Annotated in this window: 16 protein-coding genes and 1 pseudogene; 9 read left to right on the forward strand and 8 right to left on the reverse strand. The window is 68.6% G+C overall.

All coding sequences use genetic code 11. The features are described from left to right. Nucleotides 1-187: 187 nt before the first annotated feature. Both ACFOMD_RS01835 and ACFOMD_RS01840 read left to right on the forward strand, forming a co-directional pair. Nucleotides 188-937 carry a class I SAM-dependent methyltransferase gene (locus tag ACFOMD_RS01835; RefSeq protein ID WP_380855916.1) on the forward strand — a complete coding sequence of 250 codons (750 nt, stop codon included), beginning with the start codon at nt 188-190 and terminating at the stop codon, nt 935-937. Between the two features lie 64 nt (nt 938-1,001). Continuing rightward, on the forward strand, nt 1,002-1,271 hold the full coding sequence (locus ACFOMD_RS01840; protein ID WP_380855919.1) for a DUF2171 domain-containing protein: 270 nt from the start codon (nt 1,002-1,004) through the stop codon (nt 1,269-1,271). Between the two features lie 210 nt (nt 1,272-1,481). On the opposite strand, the gene ACFOMD_RS01845 is transcribed toward ACFOMD_RS01840, so the two are convergent. The 3 genes from ACFOMD_RS01845 to ACFOMD_RS01855 form a co-directional block, all read right to left on the reverse strand. After that, the gene (locus tag ACFOMD_RS01845) at nt 1,482-2,129 is read right to left on the reverse strand and encodes a DUF6624 domain-containing protein (protein ID WP_380855922.1); all 648 of its coding nucleotides are present in this window, start codon (nt 2,127-2,129) and stop codon (nt 1,482-1,484) included. A gap of 121 nt (nt 2,130-2,250) precedes the next feature. After that, the gene (locus tag ACFOMD_RS01850) at nt 2,251-2,574 is read right to left on the reverse strand and encodes a hypothetical protein (RefSeq protein WP_380855925.1); all 324 of its coding nucleotides are present in this window, start codon (nt 2,572-2,574) and stop codon (nt 2,251-2,253) included. Nucleotides 2,575-2,660: 86 nt separating this feature from the next. Beyond that, entirely contained in the window at nt 2,661-3,329 is a 669-nt protein-coding gene (locus ACFOMD_RS01855) for a PEP-CTERM sorting domain-containing protein (protein ID WP_380855928.1), read from the reverse strand. Between the two features lie 85 nt (nt 3,330-3,414). Between ACFOMD_RS01855 and ACFOMD_RS01860 the strand changes: the two genes are divergently transcribed. The 4 genes from ACFOMD_RS01860 to ACFOMD_RS01875 all read left to right on the forward strand — a co-directional run bounded on the left by ACFOMD_RS01860 (nt 3,415) and on the right by ACFOMD_RS01875 (nt 7,950). Then, the gene (locus tag ACFOMD_RS01860) at nt 3,415-4,413 is read left to right on the forward strand and encodes an energy transducer TonB (RefSeq protein ID WP_380855931.1); all 999 of its coding nucleotides are present in this window, start codon (nt 3,415-3,417) and stop codon (nt 4,411-4,413) included. A 92-nt stretch (nt 4,414-4,505) separates the two neighbouring features. Then, on the forward strand, nt 4,506-6,140 hold the full coding sequence (locus ACFOMD_RS01865) for a M28 family peptidase (RefSeq protein ID WP_380855934.1): 1,635 nt from the start codon (nt 4,506-4,508) through the stop codon (nt 6,138-6,140). Between the two features lie 338 nt (nt 6,141-6,478). Continuing rightward, complete coding sequence (locus tag ACFOMD_RS01870) at nt 6,479-7,408, forward strand: sensor histidine kinase (RefSeq protein WP_380856699.1); 930 nt, start codon at nt 6,479-6,481, stop codon at nt 7,406-7,408. A 359-nt stretch (nt 7,409-7,767) separates the two neighbouring features. Then, complete coding sequence (locus tag ACFOMD_RS01875) at nt 7,768-7,950, forward strand: hypothetical protein (RefSeq protein ID WP_380855937.1); 183 nt, start codon at nt 7,768-7,770, stop codon at nt 7,948-7,950. Nucleotides 7,951-8,045: 95 nt separating this feature from the next. Here the strand turns inward: ACFOMD_RS01875 and ACFOMD_RS01880 are convergent, their stop codons facing one another. The 4 genes and pseudogenes from ACFOMD_RS01880 to ACFOMD_RS01895 all read right to left on the reverse strand — a co-directional run bounded on the left by ACFOMD_RS01880 (nt 8,046) and on the right by ACFOMD_RS01895 (nt 12,238). Next, nucleotides 8,046-8,930 (reverse strand): sigma-70 family RNA polymerase sigma factor, encoded by an 885-nt coding sequence (locus tag ACFOMD_RS01880; protein ID WP_380855939.1) that lies wholly within the window; start codon nt 8,928-8,930, stop codon nt 8,046-8,048. Continuing rightward, a complete protein-coding gene (locus tag ACFOMD_RS01885) occupies nt 8,917-9,384 on the reverse strand; it encodes a carboxymuconolactone decarboxylase family protein (protein WP_380855942.1) in 468 nt (155 codons plus the stop codon). The genes ACFOMD_RS01880 and ACFOMD_RS01885 overlap by 14 nt, the downstream gene beginning before the upstream one ends. Nucleotides 9,385-9,638: 254 nt before the next feature. Then, nucleotides 9,639-9,931: pseudogene (locus tag ACFOMD_RS01890) on the reverse strand (GIY-YIG nuclease family protein). 153 nt (nt 9,932-10,084) lie between these two features. Then, nucleotides 10,085-12,238 (reverse strand): putative bifunctional diguanylate cyclase/phosphodiesterase, encoded by a 2,154-nt coding sequence (locus tag ACFOMD_RS01895; RefSeq protein WP_380855945.1) that lies wholly within the window; start codon nt 12,236-12,238, stop codon nt 10,085-10,087. 157 nt (nt 12,239-12,395) lie between these two features. Here ACFOMD_RS01895 and ACFOMD_RS01900 point away from each other — a divergent pair, with 157 nt between their 5' ends. Continuing rightward, entirely contained in the window at nt 12,396-13,070 is a 675-nt protein-coding gene (locus ACFOMD_RS01900) for a TorF family putative porin (RefSeq protein WP_380855948.1), read from the forward strand. 76 nt (nt 13,071-13,146) lie between these two features. On the opposite strand, the gene ACFOMD_RS01905 is transcribed toward ACFOMD_RS01900, so the two are convergent. Further along, nucleotides 13,147-14,460, reverse strand: coding sequence for an MFS transporter (locus ACFOMD_RS01905; RefSeq protein ID WP_380855951.1), 1,314 nt, complete (start codon nt 14,458-14,460; stop codon nt 13,147-13,149). 87 nt (nt 14,461-14,547) lie between these two features. Between ACFOMD_RS01905 and ACFOMD_RS01910 the strand changes: the two genes are divergently transcribed. Then, a complete protein-coding gene (locus ACFOMD_RS01910; protein WP_380855954.1) occupies nt 14,548-15,540 on the forward strand; it encodes a helix-turn-helix transcriptional regulator in 993 nt (330 codons plus the stop codon). A gap of 85 nt (nt 15,541-15,625) precedes the next feature. Continuing rightward, complete coding sequence (locus ACFOMD_RS01915; RefSeq protein WP_380855957.1) at nt 15,626-15,910, forward strand: hypothetical protein; 285 nt, start codon at nt 15,626-15,628, stop codon at nt 15,908-15,910. Nucleotides 15,911-16,254: the final 344 nt, after the last annotated feature.

Raw genomic sequence — 16,254 nt, forward strand, 5'->3', positions numbered from 1 at the left:
GTCGCCCCCCGACGTCGCCAGCCTTGCCGTCAGCAACTCCTAACCCGGCAAGGTTTCGCCGTAAGTCGTAAAGATACGGTAGTAGAACCACGGGCAGATGCCGGTGGGCGGTTCGTCGAAAGCCGGATGGCCGTCGCGCCGCTACCGCCCTAGCGTCGCCGAACTTTCTCAGGGGAGGAACCATAGCATGACCCGCCGCATCGCCCTAACGCTCGCCGTCGCATTCGCCTGCCTCGCCGTCCCCGCCTCGGCCGCGCCGTCGGCGGCCGTCACCGCCGCGCTCGCCGACGCCAACCGCCCCGACGCCGACAAGGCCCGCGATGCGGCGCGCAAGCCCGCCGAGCTGCTGGCGCTCGCTAATGTGAAGCCCGGCGCCAAAGTCGGCGACTTCATCATGGGCGGCGGCTACCTCACCCGCATCCTCGCCGGCGCGGTTGGCCCAACCGGCAAGGTCTACGCCTATCAGCCCGCCGAATTCATCGCCTTCCGCGCCGCCTATGGCGAGGAGCAGAAGGCCGCGTCCGCACCCTACAAGAACGTCGTGCCGCTCAACCAGTCGCTCACCGCCGTCGGCTTCCCCGAGCCGCTCGACGCCATCATCACCGTGCAGAACTACCATGACATGCACCTGAAGGCCTTCCCGGCCGGCGCCGCCGACGCGATCAACAAGAAGCTGTTCGACGCGCTGAAGCCGGGCGGCACCTTCCTGGTCGTCGACCATTCGGCGGCCGACGGCTCGGGCTTCCGCGACAGCGACACCCTCCACCGCGCCGACAAGGCCGCCGTGCGCGCCGAAATCGAGAAAGCCGGCTTCAGGTTCGAGCGCGAGGCCGACCTCTACCGCGCCCCCGCCGACGACCGCACCGTCAACGTCTTCCGCCCCGAAATCCGCGGCAAGACCGACCAGTTCACCTTGGTTTTCCGCAAGCCCAGCTAAGCGCATCCATCGCGGCTCCTGCGCGTTGAAGGGGCGGTAAACCCTCAACCGCAGGAGACCCGCAATGGGCGATTTCGGCCAGATCCGCGAGCATATGAACGTCATCGGCGCCGACGGCGTTCACCTCGGCACCGTCGACAAGGTCGACGGCGACCGCATCAAGCTGACCAAGGCGGACAGCGGCTCGCACCACGACCATCACCATTATATCTCGAAGGGCCTCGTCGCCGGCGTCGAGGGCGACAACGTCCGCCTGTCGGCCACCGCCGCCAACGCCGCCCTGCTCGAAGAGGAAAAGGACGGCAAGCCGCTGTCGGATAACGACGGCGACTGAGCCTTCCGCTCACCCGAACGTCAAAGCGGCGGCCGAGCCCAACGCCCGGCCGCCGCTTCACGTTTTGATATTCGCGTTTTGCGACCCGCCGCCGCCTCAACCCCAACCGTCATACCGGCGAAAGCCGGTATCCAGACTGTCCGCCTGACTGGATACCGGCTTTCGCCGGTATGACGCGCCTGAGGATGGCCCGCGCGCCGATCCACCCCCTCAACACACCATCCGCGCCTCGGCGATGTACGCCCCGATCGGATCGAGCCCGAGCGCCGCGCGCCGCCGGTCGAGACCCGCCGGGTTCTCCACCGCCGCCGGCACCGCCCTGCCGTCCCGGCAGACGATCTGCATCCCGTACCGCTGCGGTCGCCCGCCCTCCAGCGCCACCCGGTCATGCAGCAGCGCATAGCGCGACCCCGGTATCTCGCCGCGCATCCACAGCGGCTCGATCCGCGCCAGCACCTCGCGGCGCAGCGCCGGGTCGCGCGAATGCTGGACGATCAGCCACGCCCATCCGGGCACGAAGCGGCCATGCTCGCGCGCGCTGAACCAGCCGCGCGCCGGCATCACCGATCTCAGATAATCGCTGTTGTCGCGGTCGATCGGCCTGACCTCTGCCCACAGCGCCGCGCTCACCGCGTCGCGCGTGTCGGCCGGCGTCGCCGCCAGCCCCGCGAGCAGCGCCTCGCGCGCCGCCCTGTCGACCGCCGTCCGCCGCCACAGCTCACGCTCCAGCGCGCTGGCCAGCACCGGCACCGGCCGCGCCCGCGCCGCCGCCACCGCCTCGCGCAAGGCCGCGACCAGCGGCAAAGGCGCCTCGCCCGCCGCCGACGGTGCGGCAGCCGCGATCGTAACCGCCGCCATCAGCAAACGAAGCATAGCCGCGCCACACCCTTCATCGTCATTCCGGCGAAAGCCGGAATCCAGGCCCACCGTTCGACTGGATACCGGCTTTCGCCGGTATGACGACCGTGGAACGCAAAGCCTAGAACGGGACCTTCAGCTTCACCATCGCCCGGTTGCTCTGCGTGCCGTCGGGCAAGGTTGCGCCTTCGGTCGTCAGGGCGCCCGTCACGTCGCCGAACAGCCTCATCTCCGCCTTGGGCAGCAACAGCTCGACCGGCGCCGGCGGCAACATCTCCACACGGTGCCTCACCGTCTCGTCCGGCCGCGCGCAGACGACGATCTCCTCGCCGACGCTCTCGGCACACCGCTCCGCCGCCCGGCTCTCCTTCAGCTTGCGCAGGTCGAACGCCGCCACCTCGCCCGGCGCGGCAGCCTGCAGCAACAGCAATGCGATCGGCAGCAAAAGACGAAGCCTCCCCCCGGCCAGGCCGGAAGGAGGCTCCGCGATTGTGGCGGGGCGGAGGCGGTTGCCTCCACTCCGGTGTGAAGTCAGGCGATCTTGCGGCGGCGGCGCGCGGCAAGGCCGATCAGGCCGAGGCCGAGCAGCGCGAGGTTCGCCGGTTCCGGCACCTCGTTGATCGTCGCATGGTTCTGGATCGACACCTGGAACTGGTAGTTGAACTCGGCGCCAGGCGCGCCGGTGTTGCCCTGGTTGAACGGCTGCGACCAGCAGCAATTGCTGATCTCGGCGAAATAGGTGCCCGACGTGCTGAACACATATTCATAGTAGGAATCGAGCCCGTGGTTGCTGCCCCCGGCGCCGGCGTTCTGGTTATAATCGTCGTTGCGGCCGAGCATGTTGCCGATCGCATCATAGATGGTGATGTTCGAATCGAAGCCGAAATTGCCCGTCGCCTCATAGGCGCCGTCGATGTCGAAGATGCCCCGGCTGCCCGCCGTCGCGACGCTGAACCGGTACCAGTCGCGCCCGCCCTGCTCGGCATAGCCGTTGATCGTGGCGTGCGGGATCGTCGTCGACGTGTTGGTCGAATTGTCGCCGATGTTGGCGCTGTAGTCGGTGCTGAAATACGGATCGATGTTCATCGCCGTCGCCAGCGTGTCGTTGTTCTCGACCTCGGAAATCACCGCCGCGTTCGCCCCCGAAACAACGCCGGTCGTCATCATTACCGCAACCGCGGCCAACTCGAACTTACGCATCAAAGCCCCCTGAGAATGCATTCAGGGCCTCTTAGGCATTTATCGTGCCATAACCTTAACTATATGGCGAATAACGATAAGTCATATGTCGATCATCGACCTATGTAAGGAACGGCGTCACCCCCATAGAAGCACTACTTCGCGGCGACTGGCGTGCCGCGCCGGTCCAGATATCATCGCCCCCATGAGACTCGCCCTCGCCGCCGCGCTCGCCGCCACCCTCGCCATGCCCGCCCTCGCACAGGGCGAGACGCGACCAGCTGAGCGCATCGCCGCGAAGGGTTTGATCACCGCCGCCGACTATCCTGACAAGGCATTGCGGGCGGACGAACAGGGATTGACGTCGATACAGTTCGTCGTCGGTGAAGACGGCAAGGTCGTTCGCGGCAGTTGCGTCGTCGCCGTGACGAGCCGCTCGGTATATCTGGACCGTGCCGCCTGCGAGATCGTTGAGCGTCGCTCCGAGTTCAGGCCCGCGCTCGAGAACGGCGTACCGGTGCGCGAAACGAAAGTGCTGCATACGCTGTGGACCATCCCGGATTTGCCGATGCCGGCTGAACCGACCCTGGCGCGCCGAATGTTGAATCAGCTCGCTTCTTGCCTGGTCCATGTTTCGCCCGCGCCGGCGGCAGCGCTTGTCGACCAGCCGATGGGAAGCGCCGGGCAGTCAGCCGCCGCCGCTGCCGCCATGGCGACCGCGCCGAATTGCAACAGCTATCTGAAGGCGATCCCGCATCTGCAACTCGCCGGCTTTGTCGGCGAAAATCTGATGCAGAACCGCTTTCGCGGTGTCGGGCCCGCGCTTGGCGCCGGCGTTGCGCCACTGGTCGCACGTAACGGCGCCGAGGCGATGGCGCAGTGCATCGTCCGTCGCGACCCGCTCGCCGCCCGCGCGGTGATCGACACGGTGGCGACCAGCGAGGCCGAGGCGCAGGCGCTGGCCAGGCTGACGCCGCATCTCGAACCCTGCATCGTCGAAGGCACCACCCTGCGCCTGCATCGCGCCACGCTGCGCGCCTTCGTCGGCATCGCCCTATACCGCGACGCCGTCCACGCCGCCGAAGCCAAACCGACCGCCAAATAGCCCGCCCGTTTCGGGCCGCGCGGGCCATTCCCCCGCCGCGCCCGCTCGGCTAGATCGACACGTACCATTTGAACGCGGAGTCGCACGACCTCATGAAAGCCCCCCTGTTCCTCGCCGCCGCCCTGCTCGCCGGCACCGCCGCGGTCGCCGCCACGCCCAATTTCGACATCGCGCGGATCAGCAAGGATGTGCAGACCCTGTCGTCCGACGCATTCGAGGGCCGCGGCCCGGCGACCGCGGGCGAGGTGAAGACCGTCGACTATCTGGTGAAGGCGATGAAGGACGCGGGCCTCAAACCCGGCAACGGCGCCAGCTACACGCAGGACGTGCCGCTGCTGAAGTCCGACATCGTCGGCACGCCCTCGCTGTCGATGACCGTCAACGGCACTGCGAAGAAGCTCAGCCAGGGCGAGGAGATCGCCGTCCGCGCCGCGATGACCGGGCAGACGCGCGTCGACATCGCCAACGCCCCGCTGGTTTTCGTCGGCTACGGTGTGAAGGCGCCGGAGCGCGGCGGCTGGGACGATTTCAAGGGCGTCGACCTGAAGGGCAAGATCGCCGTCGTCCTCGTCAACGATCCCGATTTCGAGGGCGGTGAGGGCGACTTCGGCGGCAAGGCGATGACCTATTACGGCCGCTGGACCTACAAATATGAGGAAGGCGCGCGGCAGGGCGCCGCCGGCGTGCTGGTCATCCACGAATATGAGCCCGCCTCCTACGGCTGGGCGACCGTCAAGAACTCGAACACCAACACCATGTTCGACATCGTCCGCCAGAACCCGGCGGCCGACCACACGGCGATGGAAGCGTGGATCCAGAAGGACCTCGCCGCCGAGCTGTTCGCCGCGTCGGGCACCAGCTTCGAGGCGATGAAGGCGGCGGCGAAGAAGAAGGATTTCAAGCCCGTCCCGCTGAAAGCCACGCTCAGCGCCGGCTATGATGTGAAGCCCGAGACGATCATCTCGAAGAACGTCGTCGGCATGGTGAAAGGCAAGAGCCGCCCGGACGAGACGGTGATCTACTCCGGCCACTGGGACCATCTCGGCGTCGGCCTCGCCGACGCAAAGGGCGACACCATCTACAATGGCGCCCGCGACAACGCCTCGGGCATCGCCATGATCCTCGAGCTCGCCCGCGCCTATGCCAAGGCCCCGGCGCCCGAGCGCAGCGTCGTCTTCCTCGCCGTCACCGCCGAGGAAAAGGGCCTGCTCGGCTCGGCCTATTATTCGGCGAACCCGCTGTTCCCGCTCGGCAAGACCGCCGGCGTCATCAACATGGACGGCACCATCGGGTTGGGTGCGGCGAAGGACTTCACCATCTCGGGCACCGCCAAGCTCGGCCTGCTCGACCGCCTGATCGACGAGGCGAAGAAGCAGGGCCGCGTCTACACCCCTGACTCGCGCGTCGAGGCGGGAGGCTTCTACCGCTCCGACCATTTCCCCTTCGCCAAGGCCGGCGTCCCCGCCGTGTCGTTCGGGACAGGCCGCGACCTTGTCAACGGCGGCACCGCCCGCGCCGACGAGATCGGCAAGATCTTCACCCGCGACAGCTACCACCAGCCGTCCGACGAATGGTCGGCCGACTGGGACATGACCGGCGTGCCGGATGACATGACCCTCCTCTACACCACCGGCCGCGCGCTCGCCGACAGCAAGGACTGGCCCGCCTGGAGCGCCGACAGCGAGTTCAAAGCCGAGCGCGACAAGACGGCAAGCGAGCGGAAGTAAACTCCCCCTCTCCCTTGAGGGGAGAGGGCGACTCGCGTCAGCGAGCGGGGTGAGGGTGGTCGCCGGTTAGCGTCCGCCATCCGACCACCCTCTCCCCAACCCCTCTCCCCTCCAGGGAGAGGGGCTAACCCCCCGCAAAAATCCCACGCTGGCGCCCACCCCGCGCCTCCCCTACGGTCACCCCCAACACCCCGCTACGTCGCGGATCGTACAGACGGCGCGCGCGACGCACGGCTAACGCCTTGCATCGGACGCCTTAGCGGAGCGCGACCCTGGAACGTTTTCTCATCGCCACCTCGGCCCTGCGGCGACAGCCGCTGCTCGGCCTGTTCTTCGCGCTGGCCGCTTACGGCCTCGCCTTGTGGACCCGTTTCACCCTCGAAGGCGCGCTGCCGCCGGGGTTCCCATACCTGACCTTCTTCCCGGCGATCATCCTCACCGCGTTCCTCGCCGGCACCTGGCCGGGCATCCTGTGCGCGGCGCTGTCGGGCCTCTCCGCCTGGTACTGGTTCATCCCGCCGTTCCGCTCGTTCGAGGTGACCCACAACACGGCGATCGCCCTCGGCTTCTTCCTGTTCATCTGCGCCGTCGACATCCTGATCATCGACATGATGGCACGCGCCACCGAGCGTCTCGCGCTGTCCCGCGCGCGCAGCCAGCAGCTCGCCGACAGCCACGCGACGATGTTCACCGAGCTTCAGCACCGCGTCGCCAACAACCTCGGCTTCGTCGCCTCGCTGCTGGCGCTGCAGAAGAAGAAGGCCGCCGCCGATCCCGCCACGGCACCCGCGCTGTTCGATGACGCCATCCGCCGCATCGAGGTGATGGGCCGCATCCACCGCCGCCTGCACGCCCCCGCCTCGCTCGAACAGCCGATCGGCGACTATCTGCGCGAACTCTGTGCCGAACTTATCGAGGTCGGCTCGGCGAAGGGCATCATCTGCCTGATCGAGGCCGACGACATCCGGCTCGACCTGCCCAGGCTCACCGCGCTGTCGCTGATCGTCTCCGAAGTGATGACCAATTCGCTGAAGCACGCCTTCCACGGCCGCGACACCGGCACCATCACGCTCGACCTGAAGCAGTTGCACGACGGCCGCTACCACATGACCATCGCCGACGACGGCCCCGGCTTCGCCGCCGCCAAGCCCTCGCCCAACAGCCTCGGCCTCAAGATCGTCCGCGGGCTGGCCGCGCAGCTCGGCGGCGAGATCGCCATGCCCGAGCGCCCCCGCGGCGCGGTGACGGAGTTGCGCTTCGCGGCGTAGGGGCGGCCCCGCCACACCCTCCCACCCGTCATCCCCGCGAAGGCGGGGACCCAGTCCACAAGCAATAGCGCCCGCAAAGCGGGCATGTTGTTGATCGGGCTGGGTCCCCGCCTGCGCGGGGATGACGATCAGGGAGAAACAGGCCAAACCCTGCGAAGCCTTGGCGAAGCAGGGCTACCGGACCACCAGCCGCGCATGTCGCCTGCCGTACATACGGCGCATCCCGATCATGCTATGTTCAGAGTCGTCGGTTGGGTGCATCTCGCTAGCCACGCGATACATGCAGCGCCCTAAGCCCGGGATACCGAGCGCCGGGATTGGCGCGACGGCCGTTGCATCGGCCGGGTAGGCGGACGTTTATGTCAGATGTTGATCTCACCCTGCTCGACCAGGCGCTTGACCGCCTGCGCGAAGCCAATGCGCTGCTCGAACAGACCGACGCCGGGGTGGCGACGCTTCACCTCGACGCCTGCATCGCGGCCCTCGAAAGCCGCCTCCGCCGCGCCGACGGCACTCACCCGCTGCACGTGATGGCCAGCTAGGGCGCGCCGCCGGTCATCCGGCGACCGCTACGCGATCAGCGGTCGTCGCCGATGATCCGCTGCCTACGTCTTCTCCCAAACGGGCAGACGCCGCGCTACGCTCCTATCCCCACCATCGCCGCCACATGGCGCAGCTTGTCGGGGTTCCGCACGATGTAGATCCCCGCGATCCTGCCGTCGCGAATATCGAGCGCCGTCGTCTGCAGCACATTCCCCCGGTCATAACCGATATAGCCCGGCAGCCCGTCGATGGTGACGCCGCGCACTAGCTGCACCGCCGGCTGCCCCGCATATTTCTTGGCGATGCCGCGATACAGCCGCAGCACCCGCTCGATCCCGCGGATCGGGTTGCGGAACGCCAGCACCTTGCCGCCGCCGTCCGATCGGATCACCACATCCTCGGCGAGCAGCGAGGTGAGCGCCGCCAGATCGCCGTCGCGGGACGCCGCGAAAAACGCCTGCGCGATCCGGTCGGCCTCGCCGCGTTCCACCGCATAGCGCGGCTTCGCCGCATGGACGTGCTTCCGCGCCCGCACCGCCAGCTGCCGCACCGCCGCGGCATCGCGGTCGAGCGTCGTCGCCACCTCGCCCAGCGCCACCCCGAACACGTCGTGCAGCAGGAACGCCGCGCGCTCCAGCGGCGACAGCCGTTCGAGCGCCAGCATCAATGTCAGGGTGATGTCGTCCGCCGGCTCCTCCGGCTCGACCCCGCCGACCAGCGGCTCAGGGAGCCACGCCCCGACATATTGCTCCCGCCGCACCCGCGCCGACCGCATATGGTCGAGGCACAGCCGGGTGACGACGCGCGTCAGCCAGGCGGCGGGCACGTCGACCGCCTCCTCCACCCGCTCCCAGCGCAGCCAGGCGTCCTGCACCACATCCTCGGCCTCGGCGATCGAGCCGAGCATGCGGTAGGCGAGGCGGAGCAGCCGCGGCCGCTCCGCCTCGAACAAGTCAGTGGTGGCGTCAGGCGACCGCACGGGCCTCTTCCACCGCCGGATGCGTCGCGCGAAAACCGACCTGCATCCGGTTCCAGACGTTGATCGCGCCGATCAGGAAGGTCAGATACACCCGCTCCTTCTCGCTGAAGGCGGCCTCGACCAGCGCATAATCCTCGTCGGGCGCATGCGTCTCCGACACGCGGGTCAGCGCCTCGGTCCACGCCAGCGCCGCCCGCTCCCGCGCCGAATACACCGTCGCCTCGCGCCAGCCCGGAAGCAGATGCAGCCGCATGTCGCTCTCCCCGGCCTTCTTCGCGTCGGTGGCGTGCATGTAGAGGCAGAAGGCACAGCCGTTGATCTGCGACGCGCGCATCTTCACCAGCTCGATCAGGCCATACTCCAGCCCACTCTGCGCAATACTGCCCTCGAGCGCCACCATCGCCTTGAAAGCGTCGGGGGCGTGGCGGAAGGCGTTGTCGATCCGGGGGGTCATGTCAGGTCTCCTTGGTTGCTGACCTGATGACGGGGTGGGGTCGGCAGTTGTGACATGGGTGTGCGTTTTTTCCGCTCCCACGCCCGCTCGCGAACTCACCCGTGCCCACACCCTCAACCGTCATACCGGCGAAAGCCGTCCAGCTTCCCCAATCCGTCATACCGGCGAAAGCCGGTATCCAGTTCGGCCGCCTGTCTGGATACCGGCTTTCGCCGGTATGACGGGTGGTGGGTGGCGCGTGTCGGAAGCACAGCTCACGCTTGCAACGTCGCATACAGATCACGCCACTCCGGATTGACCGCCTCGATCAGCTCCAGCTTCCACGCCCGCTGCCACTCCTTGATCCGCTTCTCGCGCAGGATGGCTTCCGCGATGTCCGCATGCGGCTCGTACCAGACAGCAGCTTCACTTCATGGTCGCGCGTGAAACCCGGCGCGATACCTTCACGATGCTCGAAGATGCGGCGCGCGAGGTCATTGGTGACGCCGGTGTAGAGCGTCCCGTTCCGGCGGCTCGCGAGGATGTAGACGTAGCCGCCCTTGTTCACGTTCGTAGCCCCCAGTCCGTCTCACTCCACCCGTCATACCGGCGAAAGCCGGTATCCAGTTCAGCGGCCGGTCTGGACCGGCTTTCGCCGGTATGACGGGTGGTGGGTGTTGCCAAGGCAGCGCGAACGCGCCCGCGCCAGCCACCTCCGCCTCTACCCCTTCGCCGTCTCCACCAACCGCGACACCTGCCCCGCGCTCATCGGACGGCCCAGCAGATAGCCCTGCAGCTCGTGGCACCCCACGCTCGACAGGAAGCTCCGCTGCTCGTCGGTCTCCACCCCTTCCGCCGTCACGTTCAGCCCGATGGCGCGCGCCAGATCGATGATCGCGCGGATGATCGCGCTGCCGCCCGCGCCCGGCAGGATCGCGCTCGTAAAGCTGCTGTCGATCTTGATGCGATCCACGTCGAGATCGCGCAGATGGCTTAAGGACGAATAGCCCGTCCCGAAATCGTCGAGCGCGATGCGGATGCCCTGGTCGCGCAGTTTGGCGACATTGTCCTTCGCCTCCGGCCCATTGCCCGCGAACGAGCTCTCGGTGATCTCCAGCTCCAGCCGGTCGGGTTCGAACCCCGTCTCGGCCAGGATCGCCTTCACCTTGTCGGCGAAGCCGGGGTTCTTCAGCTGCCCCTGCGAGACGTTGACCGCCAGCCGTTCGATCGGCCACGCTCCGGCCGTCCGCGCAGCTTCCGCCAGCACCCATTCGCCCAAGCGTTCGATCAGCCCCGTATCCTCGGCGAGCGGGATGAACGTCCCCGGCATCAGCAGGCCCTTGGTGGGATGCCGCCAGCGCACCAGCGCCTCGACGCCCGACAGCTTGCCCGAATGCGTCGCGAAGGTCGGCTGATAGGCCAGCTCCAGCTGCCCGCCCTCGCTCAGCGCCGCGCGCAGTTCGGCCTCGAGCGACTGCCGGTCCTTGACGAAGGCGTCCATCTCGTCGGCGAAGAACGCAAAGCGCCCGCGCCCGCCCTTCTTCGCGACATAGAGCGCGATGTCGGCCTTCCTCGCCAGCTCGACCGGGTCGTCCGCGCCATGCCGCCCGGCGAGCGCCACGCCGATGCTCGCGCCGACGAAGCCCTGCCCGCCCGGCAGGTCGAACGGCTGCGCCATCGCCTCGACGATGCGCAGGCACAGCAGCTCGACCTCCGCCTGCCGGTGAACCCCGCGCTGCACGATGGCGAACTCGTCGCCGCCCAGCCGCGCCACCGTATCCCCGGCATGCACCTGCTCGCCCAACCGCTTCGCCACCTCGCGGATCAGCGCGTCGCCCGCCGGATGGCCGAGCGTGTCGTTGATCGCCTTGAAGCGGTCGAGGTCGAGATAGAGCAGCGCCACCGTCGCATCGCCCGGCCCCGGCGCCTCGAGCGCCGCCGCCAGCCGTTTGTCGAGCAGCGCGCGGTTGGGCAGCCCGGTCAGCGCATCGTGCAGCGCCGCCCGCTGCGCCGCCGCCTCGCTGCGCTGCAAGTCGTTCGTCCGCCGCCGCAGCCGCGCCAGCAGCAGCGTCACGACGAGCCCGACCACCAGCAGCGCGCCGAGCAGCGGCCAGCGCAGGTCGCGGCTGACTTCCGACCCCGGCTCGAACGGCCGCCACAGCAGATAGCCGACGGTGCCGAACCGCCCCGCCACCGGCGCCGCCGCCTCGTCGGGTTGCCGCCCGCGCAGGTCCCGCGCGAAATGCGCGCCCTCGAACTGATATTGCTCGGCGAGCCCCTTCACGAAGCTGCCGTCGAGGTAGCGCACCACGATGTGCACATATTCGTCGCCGGTCTGCTGCGTCAGGTCGCCGGTTTCCGACACCACGGGTTTCAGGCTGACGATCGCCGGGCGCCCGTTGATCTCGGCGATGTCGGCGACGCCGGGGCTCAGCATCGCGACGCCGGCCCCTCGCGTCGGCTGCGGCACCCGCTGGCGGCGCAGCTCCGCCACCCGCGGCATCAGCGCGCCGGCGACCGCGGTGAAATTGTCGGTGTCGAGGCGGCGGCCCGCCTGCATCGCATAGACCGGCCGGTCGTCGGGGCCGAGAATGTAGACGGCGTCATAGCCGTAATATTCCTGCATCCACACGCCGAGATTGCCGTCGATCCACGCCATGTCGAGCGGCCGGCGCTGCAACTGCGCCACCGCGTCGTCCCAGACGGTCGAGCCTTCCTGATCGTACCCGACGCGGTCGACGCTCTGCGCCAGCACCGTCTCGGCCAGCGCCTCCTGCCGCTCGACCGACACCCGGTCGGCATGGCGGGTCGACCACACTAGCAGCCCGGCGATCACCAGTGCCGTCAGGCCGACGATCAGCGTCACCGGCAGCACGAGCTGTCCAAGGAGACCGCGACGCTGGGACCAACTCGACAGGATCAACGCTCCGTTGCCAACGGCCGCCCCATGACTCATACCACGGAGAACGGCGTCATGTCTGTTTCGATCCCGAAATAGCATGGCGCGCCAGCGATATGCGAGGCCCGTGATAATGCGTACCGCCCCCACCCTGTTGACCGCCGCCCTGCTGCTCGGCATCGCCGCGCCCGCCGCCGCCATCGACCTGTCGGCCAGCGTCACCGGCGTCACCGACTATCGCTACCGCGGCATCAGCCTTTCCGACCGCGACCCCGCCTTGCAGGCGAGCGTCGAGGCCGAGCTGCCCTCGGGAATCTTCCTCGGCGCCTGGGGCTCGACCATCGAGGAATTCGGCGGTGCCGATACCGAGCTCGACCTCTACGCCGGCTGGGGCGGCGAGAACGGTCTCCTCGACTACAACGCGTCGGTCGTCGCCTACATCTACCCCGGCGGCGACAATGTGAACTACGGCGAGGTCCAGGGCGAAGTCGGCCGCAGCCTCGGCCCGGCACGCCTCGCCGTGAAAGTCGCCTACGCGCCCGATCAGAAGAACACCGCCGGCGACAACATTTACGTCAGCCCCGAACTGACCGTCGGCCTCCCCCTCACCCCCCTCACCTTCCGCCTGCGCGGCGGCTGGGAGGACGGCTTCTACGACCAGAAGCTCGATTGGGAAGCAGGGGTGGACTATGCCCTCGGCCCGGTGACGGCCTTCTTCTCGGTGGTCGGGACGAACTATTCGGGGCCGGCGGAAGCGGGCAATCTCGGCAAGACCGGCGTGCTGGTCGGCGCAAGCCTGGGGTTCTGATCTAGCCCCTCTCCCTGGAGGGGAGAGGGGTTGGGGAGAGGGTGGTCGGAAGGCGGGCGCTAACCGGCAACCACCCTCACCCCGCTCGCTGGCGCGAGTCGCCCTCTCCCCTCCAGGGAGAGGGGGTGTCGGCGCCCTTCCCCGCAATATCCCGCTCCACAAACCACCCCGCCGCCGCCAGCAGCAGCAAACTGGCCCCGCCGCCTGTCGTCAGCACCCCAAACAGCGCCGCCCGCAACGCCTCCGGCCCCAGCCGCGGCGTCAGCGCATCTGAAATCACCCCCGTCAGCAACGGCCCGAGCATCGAGCCGATCAGGAAGGTCATCACCAACAGCAACGCATTGCCCGCCGCCTGGTGCGCATCCGGCACGATGTCCTGCACCAGCGCGAAGGTCGGCCCGCGAAGCCCGCCGATGCAGAACAGCGCCACCGCGATCCCGGCCAAGGACGCCCCCGGCGTCCGCGCGGTGAAGGCAACCACATAGGCGCTCGCAAAGCCCAGCACCGCCAGCGCCAGCATCGCCAGCGGCCCGCGCGCACCCCGCCCGCGCAGGCGGGCGTTGGCCGAACCGAACACGACCGTCCCCAGCAACGCCCCGCCGCCCCACGCCGCGGCGAGGAACAGCAGGATCTCCCCCTGCGCCATGCCGTAGGATCGCGACAGGAAGGACGCGACCCAGTTGGTCCCCGCCGCCGACCCGAGCAGCGCCGCCGACAACCCGAGCGACAGCAAGGTGAACGACGGAATGCGCAGCAGCCGCCATTGCACCCGCGCGAACCCCGCCGCCGCCGGCGTCACGCGCGGCGTCGCCGGCAGCCGCCACGCCAGCAGGATCGCGAACACCAGCCCGACCACGCCCGCCAACTGGAATATCTGTCGCCACCCGAACATGTCGCTGAGCAGCGCCAGCGCCGACAGCGCCACCGCCATCCCGGCAAAGCCGCCGCCCGAATAGAGCGACATGGCGATCTGCCGCTGCCGGCTGTCGTAGAGGCCCGCGAGCAGCGAAACCGAGGTCGGCGTCGCCCCCGCCTCGCCGATCGCCACGCAGGCGCGCGCCACGAACAGCCCGGCGAGCGTTCCCATCGCGCCGAACACCGCCGTCGCCACGCTCATCGCCGCCAGGCTCGCCACCACGATGGTCTTGCGGTCCCAGCGATCGGCGAGCCGCGCCAGCGGCAAGGAGGCGACCACATAGAACAGCGAAAAGGCGACGCCCGTGATCAGCCCGATCTGCGTATCGCTAAGCGCAAGGTCCGCCTTGATCGACGGCGCGAACAGCCCGACCAGCATGCGGTCGAGATACTGGAGCCCGTAGGCACCGGTCAGCAGCAACAGCGTCGGCCGCGCCGCTCGCCCCTCGCGCAATAGCTTCCACGCCGTCGCCATGGTCGTTTCGCCCCCGACACGTCCCGCAGCGTTCACAACAAGCTGAACTTGTGGTGTGATGCAAGCGGGGCATGTGAAGGCAGCAGGATGACGGGGCAGACCGCCGCCATCGAGCATATGGCGTTCGACAGCAAAGATTGGCCGGCGGCCGATCGGCTGGCGCGCTATGCCGCGTTCAACGGTGCCCCCACCCGCGTCAGCGCCGACGGCCCCGCATTCAGCATGCGCGTCGCGCGCTGGCGGCTGCACCGCACCGTGCTTCACGAACGCCACGGCACCGACGTGGCGCACGACCGGGGCGCGGCAGAGATCAGGGACGGCCTCGACCATCTGCTCATCCACCATGTCGTCGCCGGCGGCTATGATTCCGACGTGGGCAGCGGCTACCGCGCCGTGCCCGCCGGCCACCTCCTCCTCGTCGACATGCGCCGCCCGATCCGGACGCGGTCGCGCGACGCGCATGTGCTGACCGTCAGCCTGTCGCGCGAAGCCGCCGCCGCCGTCCTCGGCGATCTCGGCGCCGCGCACGGCCGGGTGCTCGGAGGCACGGGCATCCAGCCGCTCGCCGATTTCCTCGCCTCACTGACCCGCCATGCCGCGGCGATGCCCCACGCCGCCGCGCCGGCGCTGGCCCAGGCGATCGCCCCACTGCTCGCCGCCGCGATCGAGGAGCCGGTGGCAGGTGCCGACGACGTCGTGCGGGAGGCGTCGTTCGACCGCGCTCGCCGCGTCATCGAGAACCGTCTCGCCGACCCCGCACTCGGCACCGAGATGCTGATGGAGCACAGCCGCCTGTCGCGCGCGACGCTCTACCGGCTGTTTCAGCCGCACGGCGGCCTCATGGCGTTCATCACCGCCCGTCGACTGGAGCAGGCGCGCACCCGCCTCGCCGACCGATCCGACCCGCGCCCGATCGCCGCCATCGCCGCCGATTGCGGCTTCCCCTCCGAAAGCCACTTCAGCCGGCGTTTCGCCGCCGCCTATGGCCTGCGCCCCAGCGCCTACCGCGACCAGCTCCTCGCCGCCGCCGCCGGCGCGCCCGACCCCCGCCTGCCGATGTGGCTGGGGGAGTTGCGGTAGGCGCCACTACGGTAGGCACTCCCGGAGTCGACGGGGTTGCGTAATTACGCTAGCGTGCTCCCGTAACGATTGATGGGGAGGGACCATGCAACTCGTACGTCTCATGTCGCTGGCCGCCGCGTGCGCCTTCATCGGCACCGCCGCGCTGGCGAACAGCGCCGCGCCAGCCGCAAGGGTCACCACCGTCAGCAGCGGCGACGATCAGCAGATCATCTGCAAGAAGCATCTCGAAACCGGCTCGCTGGTCAGGAAGGCGAAGCGCTGCTTCACCAAGGGCGAGTGGGAGCGCATCGCGGAGAGCGAGGTGAGGGGAACGCGGCGCATGGTCGAAGAACTCCGGACCCGGCCCAGCGGGGTGGGCGGCAACTGAGCGGCGGCCCTTGATCGGCGGCTGAGGGCGCGAGCTCCGGGCTCCGACGCCCCGCCCACCCAACATCCGTCATACCGGCGAAAGCCGGTATCCAGACCATGGTTAGACTGGATACCGGCTTTCGCCGGTATGACGGATCGGGGTGTCGGTCGGGCAAATGTGGGCCAGGCACACGCTCTCCAACCTTCATCGTCAGCCCCGCGCAGGCGAGGGTCCATACTCCGAAACGTCGGCGGTAATGGATCCCCGCCTTCGCGGGGATGACGATGGTGGGAGATAGGCCGGCGGCCTCGCACTCGACTCTACCGGAATGGCTTGAAAAAAGCCCTCCTTTTCGTCGGCCG

Origin of the sequence: Sphingoaurantiacus capsulatus, from assembly GCF_042648405.1 — a bacterium.
Classification (GTDB): domain Bacteria; phylum Pseudomonadota; class Alphaproteobacteria; order Sphingomonadales; family Sphingomonadaceae; genus Sphingoaurantiacus; species Sphingoaurantiacus capsulatus.